The sequence below is a fragment of the Actinomadura terrae genome, assembly GCF_022751215.1.
Taxonomy (GTDB): domain Bacteria; phylum Actinomycetota; class Actinomycetes; order Streptosporangiales; family Streptosporangiaceae; genus Spirillospora; species Spirillospora terrae.
Genome location: NZ_JAICDG010000003.1, coordinates 318229 through 338916 on the forward strand (window position 1 = coordinate 318229; position 20688 = coordinate 338916).

The 20688-nt window shown below is 72.0% G+C and carries 18 protein-coding genes and 3 tRNA genes; 10 read left to right on the plus strand and 11 right to left on the minus strand.

The window, feature by feature from the left end; genetic code table 11:
* Positions 1 to 57 precede the first annotated feature (57 nt).
* The 4 genes from K2F47_RS21310 (at position 58) to K2F47_RS21325 (ending at position 5996) form a co-directional block, all read left to right on the plus strand.
* Entirely contained in the window at positions 58 to 789 is a 732-nt protein-coding gene (locus K2F47_RS21310; RefSeq protein WP_242906448.1) for a TetR/AcrR family transcriptional regulator C-terminal domain-containing protein, read from the plus strand.
* Positions 790 to 1173: 384 nt separating this feature from the next.
* A complete protein-coding gene (locus K2F47_RS21315) occupies positions 1174 to 1923 on the plus strand; it encodes a DUF3152 domain-containing protein (protein ID WP_242906449.1) in 750 nt (249 codons plus the stop codon).
* A 69-nt stretch (positions 1924 to 1992) separates the two neighbouring features.
* On the plus strand, positions 1993 to 3411 hold the full coding sequence (locus K2F47_RS21320; protein WP_242906450.1) for a 3' terminal RNA ribose 2'-O-methyltransferase Hen1: 1419 nt from the start codon (positions 1993 to 1995) through the stop codon (positions 3409 to 3411).
* Positions 3408 to 5996 carry a polynucleotide kinase-phosphatase gene (locus K2F47_RS21325; RefSeq protein ID WP_242906451.1) on the plus strand — a complete coding sequence of 863 codons (2589 nt, stop codon included), beginning with the start codon at positions 3408 to 3410 and terminating at the stop codon, positions 5994 to 5996. Before K2F47_RS21320 ends, K2F47_RS21325 begins: the two co-directional genes overlap by 4 nt.
* A gap of 89 nt (positions 5997 to 6085) precedes the next feature.
* Here the strand turns inward: K2F47_RS21325 and K2F47_RS21330 are convergent, their stop codons facing one another.
* The 7 genes from K2F47_RS21330 to K2F47_RS21360 form a co-directional block, all read right to left on the minus strand.
* Positions 6086 to 6352, minus strand: coding sequence for a TFIIB-type zinc ribbon-containing protein (locus tag K2F47_RS21330; RefSeq protein WP_156215077.1), 267 nt, complete (start codon positions 6350 to 6352; stop codon positions 6086 to 6088).
* Between the two features lie 67 nt (positions 6353 to 6419).
* Positions 6420 to 7355, minus strand: coding sequence for a phosphotransferase family protein (locus K2F47_RS21335; protein WP_242906460.1), 936 nt, complete (start codon positions 7353 to 7355; stop codon positions 6420 to 6422).
* Positions 7356 to 7379: 24 nt separating this feature from the next.
* The gene (locus tag K2F47_RS21340) at positions 7380 to 9005 is read right to left on the minus strand and encodes a long-chain-fatty-acid--CoA ligase (protein WP_242906462.1); all 1626 of its coding nucleotides are present in this window, start codon (positions 9003 to 9005) and stop codon (positions 7380 to 7382) included.
* A gap of 143 nt (positions 9006 to 9148) precedes the next feature.
* A complete protein-coding gene (locus K2F47_RS21345; protein WP_242906463.1) occupies positions 9149 to 9910 on the minus strand; it encodes a GNAT family N-acetyltransferase in 762 nt (253 codons plus the stop codon).
* A 7-nt stretch (positions 9911 to 9917) separates the two neighbouring features.
* Complete coding sequence (locus K2F47_RS21350) at positions 9918 to 10445, minus strand: DinB family protein (protein ID WP_242906466.1); 528 nt, start codon at positions 10443 to 10445, stop codon at positions 9918 to 9920.
* A gap of 36 nt (positions 10446 to 10481) precedes the next feature.
* Positions 10482 to 10763 carry a hypothetical protein gene (locus K2F47_RS21355; RefSeq protein ID WP_242906467.1) on the minus strand — a complete coding sequence of 94 codons (282 nt, stop codon included), beginning with the start codon at positions 10761 to 10763 and terminating at the stop codon, positions 10482 to 10484.
* Between the two features lie 192 nt (positions 10764 to 10955).
* Positions 10956 to 11465, minus strand: coding sequence for a GyrI-like domain-containing protein (locus tag K2F47_RS21360; protein ID WP_242906468.1), 510 nt, complete (start codon positions 11463 to 11465; stop codon positions 10956 to 10958).
* 213 nt (positions 11466 to 11678) lie between these two features.
* Here K2F47_RS21360 and manA point away from each other — a divergent pair, with 213 nt between their 5' ends.
* Positions 11679 to 12839, plus strand: a complete 1161-nt coding sequence (gene manA, locus K2F47_RS21365; RefSeq protein ID WP_242906469.1) for a mannose-6-phosphate isomerase, class I — start codon at positions 11679 to 11681, stop codon at positions 12837 to 12839.
* 13 nt (positions 12840 to 12852) lie between these two features.
* Here the strand turns inward: manA and K2F47_RS21370 are convergent, their stop codons facing one another.
* A complete protein-coding gene (locus K2F47_RS21370) occupies positions 12853 to 13197 on the minus strand; it encodes a hypothetical protein (protein ID WP_242906470.1) in 345 nt (114 codons plus the stop codon).
* A gap of 748 nt (positions 13198 to 13945) precedes the next feature.
* Positions 13946 to 14674, minus strand: coding sequence for an RHS repeat-associated core domain-containing protein (locus K2F47_RS41745; RefSeq protein ID WP_372490884.1), 729 nt, complete (start codon positions 14672 to 14674; stop codon positions 13946 to 13948).
* 776 nt (positions 14675 to 15450) lie between these two features.
* On the opposite strand from K2F47_RS41745, the gene K2F47_RS21380 reads away from it, so the two are divergent.
* The 5 genes from K2F47_RS21380 (at position 15451) to K2F47_RS21400 (ending at position 18129) form a co-directional block, all read left to right on the plus strand.
* A complete protein-coding gene (locus K2F47_RS21380; protein ID WP_242906472.1) occupies positions 15451 to 15672 on the plus strand; it encodes a sigma factor-like helix-turn-helix DNA-binding protein in 222 nt (73 codons plus the stop codon).
* Positions 15673 to 15887: 215 nt separating this feature from the next.
* Positions 15888 to 15972, plus strand: a tRNA-Ser gene (locus tag K2F47_RS21385).
* A 7-nt stretch (positions 15973 to 15979) separates the two neighbouring features.
* Positions 15980 to 16052 (plus strand) — tRNA-Arg (locus K2F47_RS21390).
* A 2-nt stretch (positions 16053 to 16054) separates the two neighbouring features.
* A tRNA-His gene (locus K2F47_RS21395) sits at positions 16055 to 16126 on the plus strand.
* A gap of 143 nt (positions 16127 to 16269) precedes the next feature.
* Positions 16270 to 18129, plus strand: coding sequence for a glycoside hydrolase family 3 protein (locus K2F47_RS21400; protein ID WP_242906473.1), 1860 nt, complete (start codon positions 16270 to 16272; stop codon positions 18127 to 18129).
* 29 nt (positions 18130 to 18158) lie between these two features.
* Here the strand turns inward: K2F47_RS21400 and K2F47_RS21405 are convergent, their stop codons facing one another.
* A complete protein-coding gene (locus tag K2F47_RS21405; RefSeq protein ID WP_242906475.1) occupies positions 18159 to 19085 on the minus strand; it encodes a polysaccharide lyase family protein in 927 nt (308 codons plus the stop codon).
* 3 nt (positions 19086 to 19088) lie between these two features.
* Positions 19089 to 20672 (minus strand): alkaline phosphatase D family protein, encoded by a 1584-nt coding sequence (locus tag K2F47_RS21410; RefSeq protein ID WP_242906476.1) that lies wholly within the window; start codon positions 20670 to 20672, stop codon positions 19089 to 19091.
* Positions 20673 to 20688: the final 16 nt, after the last annotated feature.

The window sequence follows — 20688 nt, forward strand, 5'->3', positions numbered from 1 at the left end:
AAGACGATATATCTCGATTCCCCGCTGTCAAGATGTATCGCGAGTTTGGAGGCCGCCGTGGGCACCGACATCCCGACGCCCCCCTGGCGCAAGCAGCGCAGGTCCGGCCCGGTACGGCAGCCGCTCACGCAGGAGGTCATCGTCGCCACCGCCGTCCGCGTGCTGGACGCCGAGGGCCTGGAGGCGGTCAGCATGCGCCGCGTCGCGCAGGAGCTCGGCACCGGCGCCGCCTCGCTCTACGCGCACGTCTCGAGCAAGGAGGAGCTGCGCGAGCTGATGCTGGACGCGGTCTTCGCCGAGGTGGAGCTGCCCGAGGTCGACCCCTCCCGCTGGCAGGAGCAGCTCAAGGAGCTGTCGCGCGAGGTCCGCCGCGTCTACACCTCGCACCGCGACATCGCCAAGGTCTCGCTGGGGCTGATCCCCACCGGCCCCAACCTGCTGGCCGTCGCCGAGGTGCAGCTCGCCCTCATGCGGGCGGGCGGCGTCCCGCCGAGGATCGCCGGCCTCGCCGTCGACACGCTCGGCATGTACCTGGACGCCGACGCCATCGAGGACACGATCTACGCCGGACGGACCCCGCCCGGCGAAGACCCCTGGGAGCACTTCCAGGAGCGCTTCGAGCAGATCCGCGCGTTCATGAAGGCGCTTCCCACCGACCGCTACCCGAACATCGTGGGGATGGTGGACGAGCTCACCGAGGCGTCGGGCGACGAGCGCTTCGACTTCGGCCTCGACATCCTGATCCGCGGCATCGCCTCCTACGTGCCGGACGACGACGCGTCCTCCTGACGGCGCCCGGCCTGCGCCGACCTCTGCGCGGTCGGGCCGACACCCTGCGTGGTCGCTCTCCGTGACGTCCAAGTTGTGGGGATTTGCCTCTTACCTGCGCATTGTCGAGAAAAGATCATTTTCTCCCGGGTATCTGGCATGCTGTGCACCGCCATGCCGCCTCCGAGATCACAATCGGGCCGCCGCCGGGCCACGTCCCATCGCCGGGGCTCCCGGCCGGTGCCCCCACCGCATCAGCCGCCTCCGCCTCCGCCCCCGGTGCCGCCTCCGCCGCCGCCCGTGCCGCCGCGTGGCGGTCCTCCGCGCGGCGGACGCCGTCCCGGGACGGTCGGGGGGATCAGCGACGAGCTGGATCGCGAGTTCGAGGGTGCCCGGCGCAGTCGGATGCGCGGCGTCATCCTCGGGGTCGCGTCCCTGATCGTGGTGGTCGTGCTGGGGATCGGCGGGGTGGTGCTGTGGTACTCCTCGTCGGAGCCCGCGTCCACCTCGTCCAAGCCGAAGAACGCCCCGGACCAGAACAGGATGGAGTCCGAGGCGCCGCTCGCCACCCCGAAGAAGCAGCCCTACATCCCCGCCAAGGGGACCGGCAAGTTCATCCGCCCGGCGGCGGGCGGGCGCGTGTACGGGCACGGCAAGCTGATGCGCTACATGGTCGAGGTGGAGGGCGGCCTCAGGCAGGACCCCGACGCCTTCGCCCGCAGCGTGGACAAGATCCTCGGGGACCGGCGCGGCTGGACGGCGGCCGGCAAGTGGTCGTTCCAGCGCGTCGACTCCGGGCCCTACGACTTCGTGGTGCAGCTCGCCGCGCCGGACACCGTGGACAAGATCTGCGGCTCCTACGGCATGACCACGGAGGGCAAGGTCAACTGTAGTGGGGGCAAGCAGGTGGTGGTGAACCTGAAGCGCTGGCTCCTGCTCACGACCTACTACCGGGGGCAGCCCGACGCCTACCACGCGCTGACCATCAACCACGAGGTCGGCCACCGCCTCGGGTTCGGGCACGCGACCTGCCCCGGACGCGGCCGTCCCGCGCCCGTCATGCAGCAGCAGATCTTCGGGATGAAGGGCTGCGTGATCAACGGCTGGCCCTTCGACCGGCGCGGCCGTTACCTGACCGGCCCGGCCGTGCCCTGAGCCGCGGCCTCGGGGGCCGGTGAACGAAAATGGATGGGGGCGGTTCGCCCGTTCCGCCACACTTGAGCCGTGCTTCTGACGATCACCACGACCCTGGACCAGGCGACGGACCTCGGCTTCCTCCTGCACAAGCATCCCGACCGGGCGCACCGGTTCGAGCAGTCCTTCGGCACCGCGCACGTCTTCTACCCCGACGCGGACGAGCGGCGGTGCACGGCGGCGCTGCTGCTGGACGTCGACCCGGTCAAGCTCGTGCGGACGCGGGGCAAGGGCACGCCGGACTTCTCCCTCGGCCAGTACGTGAACGACCGCCCCTACGCGGCGTCCTCGCTGCTGGCGTCGGCCATGGCGAACGTGTTCCGGACCGCCATGCGCGGACGGTGCGACGCCCGGCCCGAGCTGGCCCAGACCCCGATTCCGCTCGAAATCGTGCTCCCGGCCCTGCCGTGCAGGGGCGGGCCAGGGCAGGCGGAGCGGTTCTTCAGTCCGCTGGGCTGGGACGTGTCCGCCGTGCCGGTCCCGCTGGACCCCGAGTTCGGCGAGTGGGGCGACTCCCGCTACGTGACGCTGACGCTGACCGGAGAGGTCCGGCTCACCGACGCGCTCAACCAGCTCTACGTGCTGCTGCCCGTGCTGGACGACGCGAAGCACTACTGGGTCGCCTCGGACGAGGTCGACAAGCTCATCCGGGCGGGGGAGGGGTGGCTCGCCGCGCACCCGGACCGCAGCGCGATCACCCGCCGCTACCTGGCGAACCGGCGCGCGCTCGTCCGCGCGGCCCTCGGCCGGCTCGCGGACGCCGACGGCGCGCCCGAGGACGCCCTCGACCCCGCCGAGATCGACGAGGAGCCGGCCGACGAGCTCGCCGCGGAAGCCCCTGACGAGACCGTGCTCTCGCTGTCCGAGCAGCGCGCCCGGTCGGTGCTGGAGGCGCTGCGCGCGGAGAACGCCCGCCGCGTCATCGACCTCGGGTGCGGGTCGGGCCGGCTGCTCGCGCGGCTCGTCGGCGACGAGTTCTTCAGCGAGATCTCCGGCACGGACGTCTCCCACCGCGCGCTCGGCCACGCCCGGCGGCGGGTCCGCTTCGACGAGCGGCGCGAGGGATCACGCGTCCGGGACGTCTTCCAGGGCGCCCTCACCTACGCCGACGAGCGGTTCCGCGGCTACGAGGCGGCCGTGCTCATGGAGGTCGTCGAGCACGTCGACCCGCCGCGCCTGCCCGCGGTCGAGCGCGTCGTGTTCGGCCACGCCGCGCCCCGCGTGGTCGTGGTGACGACGCCGAACGCCGAGCACAACGTCCGCTACGAGGGGCTGGCGCCGGGCGCGATGCGCCACCCCGACCACCGCTTCGAATGGACCCGCGCCGAGTTCCGCGAGTGGGCCGACCGGGTCGCCGCGGCGCACGGCTACCGCGTCCGCCACGTACCCGTCGGGGACGACGACCCGGAGGTCGGCGCCCCGACGCAGATGGGGGTGTTCACCCGATGAGCGACGACACACGCGATTCCGCGAGGCCCGAGATCAGGCTTCCGGAGATGGGGCTGGTCGTGCTGGTCGGCGTGTCCGGATCGGGCAAGTCGCACTTCGCGCGCAAGCACTTCGCGCCCACGCAGATCGTCTCCTCGGACGCCTGCCGCGCGATGGTGTCGGGCGACGAGAACGACCAGTCCGCCACCGGCGACGCGTTCGACCTGCTGCACTACATCGTCGCCAAGCGGCTGCGGCGCGGCCTGCTCACGGTCGTGGACGCGACCAACGTGCAGAGCAAGGCGCGGCAGTCGCTGCTCCAGCTCGCCAAGGACCACGACGTCCTCACGGCGGCGATCGTCCTGGACGTCCCCGAGCACGTCGCCGTCGAGCGCAACGCCGCCCGCCCCGACCGCGACCTGCCCGAGCACGTCGTGCCGCGGCAGCGCCGCGAGCTGCGGCGCGGGCTGCGCAGTCTCGGCCGCGAGTTCCGCCGCGTCCGCGTGCTGACGAGCGTCGAGGAGATCGACGCCGCGACGATCGCCTACGACCGGTCGTGGAACGACCGGCGCGACCTGACCGGCCCGTTCGACGTCGTCGGCGACGTCCACGGCTGCCGCGCCGAGCTGGAGGACCTCCTCTCCGGCCTCGGCTACGAGATCGTCCGGGACGCCTCCGGCCGCGCCGTGGACGCGAACCACCCCGGCGGGCGCACGGTCCTGTTCGTCGGCGACCTCGTCGACCGCGGCCCGGACTCGCCCGGCGTGCTGCGGCTGGCGATGGGCATGGCCGCGTCCGGGAACGCGCTGTGCGTGTCGGGCAACCACGAGGCGAAGCTCGTCCGGGCGCTGCGGGGACGCAAGGTCCGCGTCGCGCACGGCCTCGCGGAGTCGCTGGAGCAGCTCGCCGCCGAACCGGAGGAGTTCCGCGCCGACGCGCTGCGCTTCATGGACGGCCTCATCAGCCACTACGTCCTGGACGGGGGGCGCCTCGTCGTCGCCCACGCCGGGCTGAAGGAGGACTACCACGGGCGCGCGTCCGGGCGCGTCCGCTCGTTCGCCCTCTACGGCGACACCACGGGCGAGACCGACGAGTACGGGCTGCCCGTCCGGTATCCGTGGGCGCGCGACTACCGGGGCAAGGCGATGGTCGTGTACGGGCACACGCCCGTCCCCGAGCCGGAGTGGATCAACAACACCATCTGCCTGGACACGGGCGTGGTGTTCGGCGGGAAGCTCACCGCGCTCCGCTACCCCGAGCGCGAGCTGGTCTCCGTCCCGGCCCGCGAGGTCTGGTACGAGCCCGTGCGGCCCCTGGACGCGCCCGCGTCCGCTGGAGGTGTCGCGGGAGGGCACCGCGAGAGCGACGTCCTCCGCATCGAGGACGTCATGGACAACCGCGGCGTCGAGACCCGCCTCATGGGGCGCGTCACCGTCCGGGAGGAGAACGCGCTGGCCGCGCTGGAGGTGATGAGCCGATTCGCGGTGGACCCCCGCTGGCTGGTCTACCTGCCGCCGACCATGGCCCCGGCCGCGACCTCGGCGCTGCCCGGATACCTGGAGCACCCCGCCGAGGCCCTCGCCGCCTACCGGGACCGGGGCGTCGCCCGCGTCGTGTGCGAGGAGAAGCACATGGGTTCGCGGGCCGTCGTGGTCGTCTGCCGCGACGAGGCGGTCGCCGCCGCGCGCTTCGGCGTGGACGACGGGACGACCGGCGCGGTGTTCACCCGCACCGGGCGCGCGTTCTTCCGCGACCCCGCCCGCACCCGCGAGGTGCTCGACCGCGTCCGCGCCGCGATCGGCGCCGCCGGGCTCTGGGACGAGCTCGGCACCGGCTGGCTCGTCCTGGACTGCGAGCTGCTGCCCTGGTCGGCGAAGGCCATGGACCTCATCCGGACGCAGTACGCCGCGACCGGCGCCGCCGCCCGCGCCGCGCTGCCGATGGCCTCCGGCGTGCTCGCCCGCGCCCACGCGCGCGGCCTGGACCTCGGCGGGCTGCGCGAGCACGTCGATCGGCGCGCCGCCAACGCCGCCCGGTTCCGCGACGCCTACGCCCGCTACTGCTGGCCGGTCGACGGGCTGGACGGGCTGCGGCTCGCCCCGTTCCAGGTGCTCGCGGGCGACGGCACGGCGTGGGCGGGCTCCCGCGACCACGACTGGCACCTGGGCGTCGCCGGACGGCTCGCCGACGCCGACCCCACCGGCCTCCTCCAGCGGACGGGCGCGGTGGTCGCCGACCTCGCGGACGCCGCGTCCGAAGAGGCCGTAACTGGCTGGTGGGAGGAGCTCACCGCGACCGGCGGCGAGGGCATGGTCGTCAAGCCGCTCGGCCCCCTCCCGGACGGCACGAAGGTGCAGCCGGGCGTCAAGTGCCGGGGACGGGAGTATCTGCGGATCATCTACGGCCCCGACTACACCGAGCCGGAGCACCTCGACCGGCTGCGCGGCCGGTCGCTCGGCCGCAAGCGGTCGCTGGCGATGCGCGAGCACGCGCTGGGCCTGGAGGCCCTGGACCGGCTCGCCGCGGGGGAGCCGGTGTGGCGCGTCCACCAGGCCGTGTTCGCCGTGCTGGCGCTGGAGTCCGAGCCGGTGGACCCGCGCCTCTAGCGGACGCGGGGACCGCCTTCAGCGGACCCGGGACGCGGTTGTGCGGCCCGCCTCGCCCGGGGCGGGCCGCCACGCGGCCATCGCGACCGTCAGGTCGAGAACAGCATGTGGAAGACGCTCCCGTGGTGGGGGCGGTGGTGGTGCCCACCGTGGTGATGGTGGTGCACCGCGGGCGCCGGGGTTCCCCAGCCGGGCGCGGCGGCCGGAGGGGCCGCCCGGTACTGGGACTCCATCTGGCTCAGGGCCTCGAGCTCGCCGTAGTCGAGAAAGATGCCCCGGCAGCTGTCACATTGCTCGATGTGGACGCCGCTGCGGGTGTAGGTCCGCATCACGCCACGACACTTAGGGCAGTGCATCGCCTTGCCGTCCTTCCGGTATGGATCCCCAGGTAGAGGCTAAATGTAGGGCAGGTTCGCCGCCACGTCATGCGGGCGGGCCCGCCGCGGTGATTCTCGCGCAGGCGTCCACCATCGCCTGCTCCGCCCCGTCGAGCGGCCGATCTTCCCTCCCCGCGGATATGACGCAGGTGGCGGCGATCTGGATCGCGAGACTTCGCGCGGGGACGTCCAGCGCCGCCCACGGATCGCCGTCGCCGGGCACCGCCGGACCCCCGGCCCGCGTGTAGGCCCCCAGGAACCGCCCCCACTCCTCGGGGCTCAGGACGCCCGCCGAGAACAGCGCGGCGGGCCGCGCCAGATCCCACGCCGGGACGCCCGTCCCGAGATCCTCGATGTCTATCAGCCGCCACCGACGATTTCCATCATGGGCGCTTCCGACATCGCCGCCCGGAAGGTGGACCATCTGGCCGAGGTGCCAGTCACCGTGGATCAGGTGTCCGGGCCCGGGCGGCTCGGGGGCCTCGCCGCGGATCCAGGCGGGGAGCGTGGCGAACGCGCGGCGCACCACGTCCCCGGCCGGGCCGCTGCCCAGCCGCGACACCAGGCGGGCCACGCGGGTGGGACGTCCCCAGGACGGCGCGTCCGCCGGGACGGGCGCGGAGTGGAGCGCCGCCAGGAGGCGGGCTCCCTCCTCCCAGGGGAGTTCCTCCCGCGGGTTCACGGGCTCCCCGTAGGGGGAGATGGTGACCGTCCGCCCGTCCACGTCCATAGGCGGGGCCAGCGGGCCCACCAGGAGGTGCGGCAGGCGTTCGGCCAGGCGGATCCGTCCGAGAAAGGGAACTCCGTACTCGCGGTCAGGCTGGTGTGCCTTCACGACCACGTCCCCGACCCGCACCACGAGCACACCGTGCCGGTCGTACAGCACCTCGGGCGCCGCGGACGGGCCCCCGGCGCCGGCCGAGTCGCGCCCGATCTCGGCGAGCCGGGCGAAGAGCCCGGTCTGGGCGGTCTCGGTGTGCACGCGCACAGTCAACCACCCCGGCTGTCATTTGTGCCGTGCGACGGGATCGGTCGCCCCGTCGCGGAGCCGCCGCCGGACGACCTTGCCCCGGCCGTTCCTGGGCAGATCCGCCCGGGGGACGAATTCGCAGGGCACCTTGTAGCGCGACAGGTAGCGCTCGCAGTGGCGGCGCAGTTCGTCTGAGGAGAAGAGGTAGGCGGGGTGCTCCACGACGTACGCGACGACCCGTTCGCCGCGCCGCGCGTCGGGGACGCCGACCACGGCGCACTCGTGCACCGCCGGATGCCGCCGCAGCACCTCCTCCACCTCGGACGGGACGACGCTGAACCCGTCCACCTTGATCAGGTCCTGGTGGCGTTCCAGGAGGGTGAGGAAACCGTCCTCGTCCATCACCGCGATATCACCCGTGCGCAGCCAGCCCTTCGACAGGACCCGCGCCGTGGCCAGCGGCGCGTTCCAGTACCCGGCGAACACCTGCGGGCCGCGCACGACCAGTTCGCCCGCCTCGCCCGGCGGCAGGATCCGGGTCGGCCGCCGGGTGTCGACGACGACCGCGTCCGTACTCGGCAGCGGCACCCCCACGGAGTGCTCCCGGCCGCCGCCGAGCGGGTTCGCGGCGACGGCGGGGGACGCCTCGGTGAGGCCGTAGCACTGGATCAGCCCGCGCACGCCCAGCCGCTCCAGCCGCTCGGCGGTGGCCCGCTCCAGCCCCGCCGCGCCCGAGATGAGGACCCGGGCCGACCGCAGGTCGGACGGGCGGAACCCGGGGCTCTCGACCACCCGCTCGTACAGCGTCGGCACGCCCGGGAAGACCGTCGGCCGGTGCCTGCGGAGGGCCGCCAGCACCTGGCCCGGCTGGAAGCGCGGCAGCAGCACCACCGCCCCCGCCGCCATCACCGGCGCGACCAGGCAGCTCATCAGGCCGAAGGAGTGGAACAGCGGCAGCACGGCCAGCGTGACGTCGCGTCCGGGCCGCGCGCCGAGGTCCCAGGCGTGCTGTTGGCAGGCGTTCGCGACGAGGTTGCGGTGCGTCAGCATCGCGCCCTTGGGGCGCCCCTCCGCCCCGCCCGTGTACTGGATCACCGCCAGGTCCCGCGCGGGCTCGACCGGAAGCTGCCGGACGCGCGGCGCGGGCCGCTGCAACTCACCGAACGCGATCACCCCGGGCTCGTCCGGGACGGCCGCCGCGCGCGCCGCCCGTCCGCGCCGCGCCCGCGCCGCCGCCCGCCGGGCGACCGGCAGGTAGTCGGCCGGGGACGTGACGATCACCTGCTCCAGCCGCGCCCGGTTCCGGACGGCCCGCACGGTCGGATAGGAACGATCCACCACGACCGCGACGCGGGCCCCGCAGTCCGCGAGCCGGTGGAGCATCTCCTCCTCGGTGTGGCGCGGGTCGTGCGGCACCGCGACCGCCGCCCGCCGCAGCACCCCGAAGAACGCGATGACCTGCTGCGGGCAGTTCGGCATGACCAGCGCGACCCGGTCGCCCGGCTGGACGCCGAGCCGGTGCAGGCCGTCGGCGAACCGGTCCACGGCGTCGCGCAGCTCCCGGTACCCGATCCGCCGCCCGTAGAAGATCAGCGCGGGCCTGCGCGGGTACCGCTCGGCGGCGTCGTCGAGCAGCCGCGTCAGCGGGACGTCCGGGATCACGATCTCGGTGGGAACCCCCGGCTGATACCACCGCCGCCACGGGCGTGATCGTTGTGACGAGGGCCACATGACCGTGAATTCAACCACCGTCCGGCCGCCCGCGCCCCCCGAAACGATCTCCTCACCGCCCGGGCGCGGAGGATTCAGCCCGCCGTGCGGTAGTGGTAACCGCAGATTTCAGCGAACCCCGCGCGGCCGTACAGGCCGAGCGCCGCTGCGTTGCCTCGTTCCACCTGCAAATACATCCGATCCGCGCCTTGATTGTGGGCGAAATCGGCCAGTGCCGCGAGGACGGCGCGGGCGGCGCCCTTCCCGCGCGCCAAGGGGAGCGTGGCCATGCCGAACACCCCCGCCCAGCCCGTGTCGGCGACCGCGCGCCCCACCGCGACGACCTCGTCCCCGACGAGGGCGCTGGCGTAGGCGCTCGGCCGCTGGACGCGCGCGAGCATGTCCCGTTCGTGGCGGGGGTCGCCGCCGTGGCCGTGCACCGCGTCCCAGGCCTCGAACCAGGCGTCGCCCGGACGGTCGTCCAGCCGGACACGCGGCGCGCCCGGCCACGCCTGCGCGAGGACGTGCGCGGTCGGCGCGGCCTGGAGCGACATCGCGTCGTGCCTGCGGTAACCGCGCTCGGCCAGGATCGCGTCGAGGGCGTCCGCGCACGCCGGAGGGGTGATCTGGAACCGGGCAGCGACGCCGTGACCGGCGTAGAACGCCTCGGCCCGGGCGATCCCGCGCGCCAGCTCGTCCGGCGCGGTGCCGCCGTGGGGCAGCGCCGAGCTCACCCACCACGCGCCGCCGCGGGCATGGCGCAGCCACCACCCGCCGGCGTCCTCGATCCGCTCCGCGGGGACGGCGCGGGCGGCCCGCTCTTGCAGGCCCCTGAGCAGCTCCGGGCTCTCCGCCATGCCGGGGTCAGTGGCCGGTGGCGCCGTCGATGCGTTCGCGGAGCAGGTCGGCGTGGCCGTTGTGGCGCGCGTACTCGACGAGCATCGCCTGGTAGACCCACCGGAGGCTCATCTCGACGCCGCGCCGGGGGTCGAGGTAGACCTCGTCCAGCGCGCGGCCGGACGTCGCCCGGCGGCACAGTTCGATCTCCCGCCGGTAGGTGGCGAGGTCGCGTTCGGCGTCGGCGCCGTCGAGGTCGAACTCGGCGCTCATGTTCTCGTCGGTGCAGTACAGGTAGCCGGGCGTCTCGCCGGCGAACCTCGTCCGGAACCAGTCGCGTTCGACCTCGGCCATGTGCCGGACGAGGCCGAGCAGGCACAGGTTCGACGGCTCGACGCACCGCAGCCGGAGCTGCTCCTCGGTCAGCCCGCCGCATTTCCAGAGCAGCGTCTCGCGTTGCAGGTCGAGCCACGCCTCGGTGAGCGCGCGCTCGTCCGCGGTCGGCTCGCTCAGCGGTTGCAGGACACGGTCGATCTCAGGAGCTGTCCACACCATTAGCGCATTATGCCGGACGCGGGCCCGCCGCCGGGGTCAGATCGGCTGCCGGGAGCCCTCGATCCGGCCCCGGACGAGGCGCGGGTGGAAGTAGCTGATGCCGACGCGGGCCGTGCCGGTGACGCAGAAGATCTGGTAGCCGTTGCGGCCGTCCTCGTCCGGGACGGCGAAGTCCTCGGGGACGAACATGCCCTCGGCCGCCATCGCGCCGAACCAGCGGCCGAGCGCGTACTCGTCCGCGAAGCTCTCCAGGCCCGTGCCGCGGCGGCCCAGCGTGTAGCGGACCTCGTAGGAGCAGCCGTCGGGGGGGAACCTCATATGCGCCCCGCCCCGCGGCAGACGTTGCACCGGACGCCCGTCGCGGTGCTGGTGCCGGTGCCGTCGCAGCCGGGACAGGAGCGCGTCGGCGGCTTGGTGTGCTTGCCCACCGGGCCATCGTAGGGCCCCGACCGGCGGACCGCCCCCATTTCGCGTGCGATCCCCCCGGGGGCCCGGCGATCCGGCGGCGGGTCAGGCGTCCGCGACCTTCAGGACGAGGTCGGTGACCCAGTCGTTCGGGTCGGGCACCTCCGCCGGGTGGGTCTTGAGGACCTCCAGGCGGCACGCCCACCGCTCGCCCCCCTCGGCGGGTGCCCTGTCCCAGGTGTGGCCCTGGGACGTCCCCCACGCGAGGACGGCGGCGGTGACCTCCACCAGCCGAGCGGGATGCCCGACATGGGTGTAGGTGACGTAGCGGCCCGCGGGCAGCGCGGCCGGGTAGACCTCGCCCTCACCCTCGACGGGCGCCGCCACGGGCGCCCCGGCCTCGACGACGAGGGTGCCCGGCATGTCGACGACCTCGTATCGGATGAAGGGCGCGCCCGCCGGTGCGACGCCGCGGGCCGCCAGCCACTCCAGGATCACGGGGACGCGGTCGGCGATCTCCGCGACCGTGGCGGCTGTGACGTTCCGCCGCACCGCGGCGTAGGGGACGGCGGGGCGCTCCTCGACGGCCGGTTCCACCGGCAGGTTCGTGGTCATGGACAGGTGGACCGCCGTATCCGCGGAAACTCATCGCCGCCCGCCCCGGCGTGCCTCGTCCGGGGCCCGGATCTCCTATCCTCGGCTGACGGTGCCGGTCCCCGGGGGACCGGCGTCACCTCATACGCTGACTTTCTTGATCGATCCGGGAGGCCCGACCGTGAGGGCGGTGCCGTGCCCCTCTCCGTGAGCCCCGACCGCAGGAGCGCTACCGTGCAGACGACCGTGCCGACCACCGCGCCGATGGCCCTCACGACGTCGATCCGCCCCTACGACTGGGGGTCGGTGACCGCGCTGCCGGAACTGCTCGGCACCGCGCCGACCGGGCGGCCGCAGGCGGAGCTGTGGGTCGGCGCGCACCCGGCGGCGCCCTCGTCCGCCGACGGGACCCCGCTCGGCGAGCTCATCGCCGCCGACCCGGACGGCATGCTCGGCGCGCCCGCGGCGGAGCGGTTCGGGGCGACGCTGCCCTACCTGCTCAAGATCCTCGCGGTCGAGCGGCCGCTGTCGCTCCAGGTCCACCCGACGCTCGCGCAGGCCGAGGCGGGGTTCGCCGCGGAGGAGGCGCGCGGCATCCCGGTCGACGACCGGGCCCGAAGCTACAAGGACCCTTACCACAAGCCCGAGATGATCTGCGCGATCACCGACTTCCACGGCCTGTGCGGGTTCCGCGAGCCGTCGGCGACCGCCGACCTGCTCGAAGGCCTCGGCGTGGCCGAACTGCTCCCGTGGGCCCGGATGCTCCGCGCGGAACCGGCGGAGAAGGCGCTGCCCACCGTGCTTTCGGAGATGCTGGACGGGAGGGTCCCGGTCGCCAGCGTGGAACGCTCTCTCGGGCCCGTCCACGCCGGCATCGCGCGCGCGCACCCGGGCGACCCGGGAATTCTCGCGGCGCTGCTGCTGAACCATTTCACGTTGCGGCCCGGCCAGGCCGTCTTCCTGGACGCGGGCGTCCCGCACTGCTATCTCGGCGGCCTCGCCGTCGAGGTCATGGCGAACTCCGACAACATCCTGCGGTGCGGCCTCACCGGAAAGCACGTGGACGTTCCCGAGCTGCTGCGCGTCGTCGACTTCGCGCCCACGACGCCCCACCGGGTGGCGCCGGACGCCGGGCCGGGCGGCGAATTTCGGTACAGCCCGCCCGTCCGCGAGTTCGCCCTCGTCCGCCACGACCTGGACGGCGCGACGCACGAACTCCCCACGGGCATTCCGCAGGCGCTCCTTTGCGTGAAGGGCAAAGCCCGCATCATCGGCCAGGACGGCGCGCTGTCCCTACGCCCAGGCGAAGCAGCCTTCGTCCCCGCGAACGCGTCCACCCCGAAACTCACCGGTGAAGGCACCCTCTACCGCGCCATCCCCGGTGCCGACCACTGACCTCGACACGAGATCACTTCTCTCTGTCTCTGAAACGTTGGTTTCTCTCCGTCAGCCAGACCAAAAGCGCGGCCAGAAGAGTGGCGCCGATCATCCAAGAAACTATCGCCTTCGTGCTTTGCTGTGAATATATCGGTTTATAGATCATGAAGGCGGCCCAGCATGTGCACACCAAGATAATCCGCAGTTTATGGAAGCGATACATATCTTCCTCGGTATCCAGATCGACGCGGTGCCGGTATGACCCCTGCGAGCGGTGGCATTCGCTCGGCGGATGGGACGAGGGCAGCGCCGCACCTCCTGCTCCCCAGGTCTGCCGCCGACCGTGCCAACTCCGTGTCCGTTCGCTGGTCTTCACTCAGACGAAACTCGGCCATCGCGAGCCCCCTGTTTGCGGAGAGATCGTGCGCCCCGCAGGAAGAAGAGCCCCAGAGCGGCCGCCGCTGAGCCGATGATCAGGCAGCCGGTAGCGATTCCCCAATCGCCGTCGGCGAATCCGAGCCATATGGATGCCGCGGCAACAATCAAGGCCACTCCGGCGGAAATGAACCAAATCGACAGGTTGGTGAGAGGTCGAACGGATGGCTTCTGAGCCTTCTCCGGGGACATTTCCGCCTTGGGGGAAGTTGAGGGCATTCTTGTCAAGCTGAGTGCTACTGGGCAACCTCGGCAGCACATCCAGCGGCGGGGAGGGCAGCCTCAGCGAGTTCTCCACGGCCGGATGCCAGGAGGAGTGGCTCCACTTTGACTGTATCGGCGACGTTTCTAAGGCGGCCGTGGGCGATGGCCTATTCAAGAGTCTGTGTTCACCGATTGGAATGACTCCTGTGCCGCGCTCGCGCATACCTGGTCATTTTCAAGCCAAGATAGGACAGCCAGTATCCGCAGAGGGCGGCGATTCCTACGACCATATAGACGATGATGTTTCCGTCGTGAGCCGTCCCTGTGGCGGATGCCACCAAGTAGGCGGTGAGCCCTACGGCGCCCAGAAAAAACCCGGCCATGAAGATCGAATACTGGTACGTGGGCATCAGTGCGGAGTCGGGGACCTCGCGCTTTGGGCGCAGTAGGGCCATAGTCTCATCCTTTCATCGAGGGTGCAGACGTCAACCCAGAGGGTTAACTCCCACGGTCAACGATCCGGTGACGCCGATTCCGCGTCCAAACCCCGCCGCGCCCAGCAGTACAACACCTTCGCCGACGCCTCCAGCCGCAGCTCCGAGAGGGGTGTAGGGGGCGGCAGCCGTGGCGGCGGTGAAAGCGCCGCTGATACAAGCGGATGCTGCCCCGAGGGCTTTGCCGAGGGAGAACCGGCCCGTGGGGTCGGTGTAGTTGACGGGGTTGTCGCTGGCGTAGGCGTAGAGATTGCCGTGAATCGGGTCGGTGAGTCGAGGAAAGGTGTCTTGCTGGGTGAAGCTCCCTTGGCCGGGGGCGTAGTGGCGATGGGAGAGGTAGAGGTTGTTGGTGGCGGGGCGGTCAGGGCGCCGGTGTAGCCGAGGAGGTTGGTGTCGCCGTTGTGGGTCATCTGGGTCACGGTCGGGGAGGAGGTCTGGTTGCCTGCGGCGTCGTAGCCGTACCCCGATGAGGTGATCTGATTCCCCGGATTGAAGGCCAGCGACTGGGTGATGGTGCCCTCGACGGTCTGGTTGGTGCGATTGCCGTCGTCGTCTTTGTGCAGCCGCACGTCCTGGCCCAGCCGGGACCGCCAGCCGGGCGAGATCATCCCGGTCGGGGCGTCGGCGGCGTGCAGCAGGCTGTTGTAGGCGGCGCCGCTGCGGTGGGACGGCCCGGGCTTGGGGGTGCCCGCGTTCGGCGACCCGATCTCGGGAGAACACCCCAATGACGGTCTGCCGTCCGGCCGTAGTCTCTCCTTTCCGTGAACCGGATCGGGACGGGCGCCGTCACGACAGGGCGTTGTCAAATGGGCGACCTCTGGTTTCAGGGGGAGTGCGGGTCGCCTTTCGGCAGTGGTCGAAAGGCGCGGCTTCAGTGCTGAGGCCGGATGAGGAACGCGCAGTCTTCGCAGGCCCGCACGATGGTGCCGTCAGGCAGGGTGCCGACCGGCACCCGTGGCAGTGGGAACCGCTTATGGCACGCCACGCAGGCCAGCCCGAGACACTGGGGGGTCGTTAACGACTCAGGATCGATGATCACCGGATGGACGTACCCCACGGGCCGGCTCGGCCCGGCGTGTCAGCGATGATGGGGGGCATTCTTACCGGTCTCCTGTTTCGCGGTGGTGCGGGTGGTGGTCGGCGGGAGGTACGCCAATGATCATGGAGCACAATCCGGTGCCAGTAAAGAGTCTTTTCAGTTACTGACGTTGACAGATAGTCAAGGTCAAAGTTGTGTTCGGGTGGAGCCGAATTGACGAAAGGTAAAAGTAAGGTAAAGTGTGCTGATCTTGGCAACGGGTGGGGTGGAGGGCGGCCAGGTGGATCGCTCCTGCTCGGCCGCGAGGGACGGGTCGTGGGCCTCCCTTGCTGTGCTCGCGCAGGTGAGTGGGTGTCAGAGCGGCTGCGGCGGACGGAATCGGACCCGTTCCTCAACGCTTCCTTAACGGGGGCATAAGGGGGACGCCTCGGGTGGCGGGGGGTGCGACGTTCGTTGGGTGGCACTGCGAATGGGCAAGGACATCGGTTCGGTCGCGTCGCGCGCCGCGGTCCTGCGGGCGTTCCGGGCGCTGCCGCCCGCGCACCGCGAGATCCTCACCGAGACGGTCTTCCGGGACCGCTCGGTCAACCAGGCGGCGGCGTTGCTGGGGGTGCCGGTGGAGGTGGTGAAGGTCCGCGTCTACCGGGCGCTCCGCGCGCTTCACGGCGCCTTGGAATAGGGGCGCGGAAAAGGAGTTGCCGGGTGGCGGCCCGCGCTGTCAGAGTTGGTCTCGAAAGGGAACGGACGAGGGTGGAAGGAGCGGGCCGATGCGTCGCCATCGAGTGCACAGTCGAAGCCGCTTCGGTCTCGGGGGCCGCCGTCGGACGTGATTCCCGCGTTTCGATGACGACCGCCCGCGGACCGATGTCCGTCCGGGCGGTCTCGTTTTTCTCCGGAGGGTTGGCCGAGCGGAAAGGCATCGGCTTGCTAAGCCGTGGTCAGGGGCGACCCTGCGCGAGTTCGAATCTCGCACCCTCCGCGAGCATGTCTCCGTGGCGCAGCGGAAAGCGCGCCGGGTCGCGGACCCGGAGGGCGCAGGTTCGAATCCTGCCGGAGACGCGGCGTCCGTGGTGTGGTGGCCTGCACGTCAGGTTGTGATCCTGAAGGTTCCGGTTCGATCCCGGGCGGACGCCCTTTTGTCGTGACCTGGTTTGGTTATCGTGTTCTGTCGGATTGCGGCGGTGGATATCGCGCGCGCCAGATCCGGCTATCGTCCACGCCAGATATTGTCCGCGCGCTTACCTTGCGATGAGCCGATTCCGGAAACGTTCGCGCCATGGACTTCTCCGCCGCCAGCGTCGCACGCCGCCGGTTCCTGGCGTTCGGCATGCCGGTCGCTCTCGCGCTGACCCTGGCCGGCGCGCCCCTCGAAGCGAGCGCCGCGCCCGTGGTCTATCTCGACCACGGGCATCCCGTCCGGGAGCGGGTCGAGGACCTGCTCGCCCGGATGAGCCTGGACGACAAGATCGGCCAGATGGTCCAGCCCGAGCGGCGGTCCATCGAGCCGGCCGATGTCGCCCGGTTCCGGATCGGGTCGGTGCTGTCGAGCGGCGGGTCGGCGCCCAGCCCCAACAACGCGCGCTCCTGGGCGGACATGTACGACGGGTACCAGCGGGCGGCCCTCGGCACGCCGCTGCGCGTCCCGATGATGTACGGGGTGGACGCGGTGCACGGCCACAACAACGTCGTCGGCGCGACGATCTTCCCGCACAACATCGGGCTCGGCGCGACCCGCGACCCGGAACTGGTGCGGCGGATCGGCGCCGCGACCGCCGAGGAGATGACCGGGACCGGCGCGGACTGGAACTTCGCGCCGTGCGTGTGCGTCGTCCGCGACGACCGGTGGGGGCGGACGTACGAGTCGTTCGGCGAGGTCCCCGGGCTGCCGTCCGCCATGACGACGGTGATCGAGGGGCTTCAGGGGCGCAGCCTGGGCGACGGCCCGACGTCCGTCCTCGCGACGGCGAAGCACTTCGTGGGGGACGGCGGCACCGACGGCGGCGACGACCAGGGCGACATGCGCGTGCCGGAGGCGGAGCTGCGCGCCGTCCACCTGCCGCCGTTCCGGGAGGCCGTGCGGCGGGGCGTGGGGTCGGTGATGGCGTCCTACAGCTCCTGGAACGGCGTGAAGCTGCACCGGAACCGCTACCTGATCACCGAGGTCCTCAAGCGCGAGCTGGGGTTCACCGGGTTCGTCGTGTCGGACTACAACGGCATCGACCAGATCGACGGCGAACCCGGGTTCACCCGCGCGGAGGTCGCCGCCGCGGTCAACGCCGGGATCGACATGGTGATGGTGGCGCAGCGGTGGCGCGAGTTCATCGACGACCTGCGCGCCGCCGTGCAGGGCGGCGAGGTGCCGATGTCGCGGATCGACGACGCGAACCGGCGGATCCTCGCGCAGAAGTTCCGGCTTGGGCTGTTCGAGCGCCCGCTGGCCGACCGCCGCTACCTGGCCACGGTCGGCGGCGCCGCGCACCGCGCCCTCGCCCGCCGCGCGGTCGCCGCGTCGCAGGTGGTGCTGAAGAACGACGACGACGTGCTGCCGCTCGACCGGGACGACGAGAAGATCTTCGTGGCGGGCCGGAGCGCGGACGACATCGGCCGCCAGTCCGGCGGCTGGACGATCACCTGGCAGGGCGCGCCGGGCGCGACCACGCCCGGCACCACGATCCTGGAAGGCATCCGGCAGGTGGCAGGAAAGGGGCGGACCGTCACCTACGCCGAGGACGGCGCCGGCGTCGACCGCTCCTACGACGTGGCGATCGCCGTCGTCGGCGAGCGCCCGTACGCCGAGTACAAGGGCGACCGCACCGACGACCTGCGGCTCAGCGGCACGGACCTGAAGACCATCGACAGGCTCCGCGCCGCCGACATCCCGGTCGTGGTGGTGCTGGTCTCGGGACGGCCGCTGGACGTCACGTCCGAACTGCGGCACTGGGACGGGTTCGTCGCGTCCTGGCTCCCGGGCACCGAGGGCGCCGGTGTCGCCGACGTCCTGTTCGGCGACACCGCGCCATCAGGACGCCTGCCCGTCTCCTGGCCCCGCTCCGCCGCGCAGGAGCCGATCAACGCGGGCGACGGCAAGACCCCCCTGTTCCCGCTCGGCGCCGGCCAGCCCTACGAGGACGGCTGACCGGCGCGATCCCGCGCGCCGACGGGCGGCTAGCGGGCGAAGATGCCGAGGGCGTCGTAGACGTGCCAGGAACCGGTCTTCTTCCTGATCGTCACCGCGTTCTTGCCCCTGCGCATCGCGGCGCGGGGGAGTTGCAGCTCGACATAGGACGGCTTGAGCAGCGTCCCCGGCACCGTGGCGTCGCCTTCGAGCGACCCGCGCGTCGCGCCGTTCTCCAGCTTCACCTCGGGGACCGCGGTGCCGTTGGCCGAGATCAGCAGCGTGCCCGGGAGGGTGGCGTGCGTGTCGATCAGCCAGAACGACAGCCACGTCTCGGCGGGCACGGTGTCCAGGTTGAACCGGAACGTGGTGGTGCTCTCCCGGCTGCCCGCCCATTTGTCCGCCGGGCCCGGCTGGATGTAGGACCAGTCGGTCTCGGGCTTGCTCGTGCCGTAGGTGTAGTCGACGCCGTTCGGGAACCGGTCCTTGTACTGGGCGTATCCGTCGGGGGCGAGCGCGAACCCGAGGCTCTTGTGGTCGTACTTGCCGACCCTGGCGATCGGCTGGGCCGACAGCGCGACCGACTCCGCGCTGTGCGCCTCGACCAGGGCGGACGGTTCGCTCCGCGCGCCCGACGCGTCCACCGTCACGATGCGGTAGAACCAGTCCTGCCGGTGGCCGCCCTGCCGGTCGTGCAGGAACGAGGCGTAGACGGTCTTGGTGAGCAGCGTGTCGGGGCCGACGGTGAAGTCCCGGGACCGCGAGGCGTAGACGGCGTAGTGGTCGACGAGCGGGTGGTACGCCTCGCCCTCCCAGGTCAGCCGGATACGGCCCACCTCGGCGGCGGCGCGGATCCGCTCCGGCGGGAGCGGATCCTCGGCCGCCGACGCCCTGCCGGGGCCGGCGAGGATCACCGCGGGGACGGCCGCCGCGGCGGTGCCGAGCGCGGCGCGCCGCGACATGGCTGGATTCGACATGGTTCAGACCTCCCGGTTCAGACCGGGGCGTCCGGCCTCGGTGACGAAACGCGCCGCGGTCGCCACCGGGGCGCCGGGCCTGGTGACGTACGGCACGGTCATGAACTCCGACGTCAGCGCCGTCGGCGTCATGCGGCAGCGCACGTAGCCGCGCCGCGCGTTGTAGAGCTTGACGTGCGGGTTCGACAGCCAGACCTCGGCGCTGCCGTCGGTGTCGGCGCCGTCCCCGTCCGAGGCGACGGAGCCGCACACGAGCTCGGTGCCGACGGTCGCCGAGGAGGGGTTCGACCAGGTGGCCTTCAGCTCGGCGGCGGCGTGCCGGTGGATGTCGCCCGACAGCACGACCGGGTTGGCGACGCCGTACCGCTTCCACGCGGAGAACACCCGGTCGCGGTTGGCGGGGAAGCCGTCCCACATGTCGTTGCTGTACGAGGCGCCCGCGCCCGGCGTCCGGTCGACCTGCGCCATGACGACGCCGGTGACGTGCAGGTTCCAGGTCGCGTCGGAGGTGCGCAGCCCGTCGTAGAGCCACTGCTCCTGGCGGTCGCCGAGGATCGAGCGGCGCGGGTCGTGGCGCTCCGGCGAGTCGTCCACGACCTGCCCGGCCGGGTACTTGTCGCGGTACTGCCGGTTGTCGAGGACGTCCAGCTGCGCGAGCCGCCCCCACTGCCGCCGCTGGTAGAGGTCGATGGCGGGGCCGTCCGGAAGGGACGCGGCGCGCAGCGGCAGGTTCTCGTACAGCGCGCGGTAGGCGACGGCGCGGCGGCGCAGGAAGTCGCCCGGCGCGATGCCCGTCTCCGACCAGTCGTTGGCGTAGTTGTTCTGCACGTCGTGGTCGTCGGTCGTGAACACCCACGGCGCGGCGGCGTGCGCGGCCTGGAGGTTCGCGTCGGTCTTGAACAGGGAGTATCGCAGCCGGTACTGCTCCAGCGTCGTGGCCTCGACGGCGTGCTCGGCGCCGGGCAGCGCGACGCCCTGCCGCCACATGTTCTTCTCGGTGATGCCGTACTCGTAGATGTAGTCGCCGAGGAACAGGACGAGGTCGGCGTCCTCCTTGGCGATGTGCTGGAACGCGGTGAAGTGGCCGTGGTACCAGGCCGCGCACGACGCCGCGACGAACCGCAGCTCGGACGGGCTGGACTGCGGGTCGGGCGCGGTGCGCGTGCGGCCCACCGGGCTCAGCTCCGTCCCGGCGCGGAACCGGTAGAAGTACTCCCGGCCCGGGCTCAGCCCGTTCACCTCGGCGTGCACCGAGTGGCCGAGCTCCGGCGACGCGACCGCCTGCCCCCGCTGGACGACGCGGGTGAACCGCTCGTCCTCGGCGACCTCGTAGTCGACGGTGAAGGCGCTGCGCGGCATGCCGCCGTGGCCGTCCGGGTCGAGCGGGCGGGGGGCGAGCCGCGTCCACAGGACGACGCCGTCCGGCAGCGGGTCGCCGGACGCGACGCCCAGCGTGAACGGGTCGGCCGGGACCCTCGGGCCGGCGGTCTGCGCGGCGCCGGCGCGGCCGGTGCCGAGCGCGAACGCGGCGGCTCCGGCGCCGGTCGCCGCCAGGAACGTGCGGCGCGCGGGCAGGGGGGATCTCATTGGGGTGCTCCAAGTG

Coding starts and splice junctions, on each gene's coding strand:
- K2F47_RS21360 (WP_242906468.1), bottom strand. CDS start 11,465: ATGACCACGAACCTGCCGGTGGAACCGGCCGTCGAGGAGCGCCCCGCC.
- K2F47_RS21315 (WP_242906449.1), top strand. CDS start 1,174: ATGCGCGGCGTCATCCTCGGGGTCGCGTCCCTGATCGTGGTGGTCGTG.
- K2F47_RS21330 (WP_156215077.1), bottom strand. CDS start 6,352: ATGCACTGCCCTAAGTGTCGTGGCGTGATGCGGACCTACACCCGCAGC.
- K2F47_RS21345 (WP_242906463.1), bottom strand. CDS start 9,910: ATGGCGGAGAGCCCGGAGCTGCTCAGGGGCCTGCAAGAGCGGGCCGCC.
- K2F47_RS21355 (WP_242906467.1), bottom strand. CDS start 10,763: ATGAGGTTCCCCCCCGACGGCTGCTCCTACGAGGTCCGCTACACGCTG.
- K2F47_RS21325 (WP_242906451.1), top strand. CDS start 3,408: ATGAGCGACGACACACGCGATTCCGCGAGGCCCGAGATCAGGCTTCCG.
- K2F47_RS21400 (WP_242906473.1), top strand. CDS start 16,270: ATGGACTTCTCCGCCGCCAGCGTCGCACGCCGCCGGTTCCTGGCGTTC.
- K2F47_RS21410 (WP_242906476.1), bottom strand. CDS start 20,672: ATGAGATCCCCCCTGCCCGCGCGCCGCACGTTCCTGGCGGCGACCGGC.
- K2F47_RS21405 (WP_242906475.1), bottom strand. CDS start 19,085: ATGTCGAATCCAGCCATGTCGCGGCGCGCCGCGCTCGGCACCGCCGCG.
- K2F47_RS21350 (WP_242906466.1), bottom strand. CDS start 10,445: ATGGTGTGGACAGCTCCTGAGATCGACCGTGTCCTGCAACCGCTGAGC.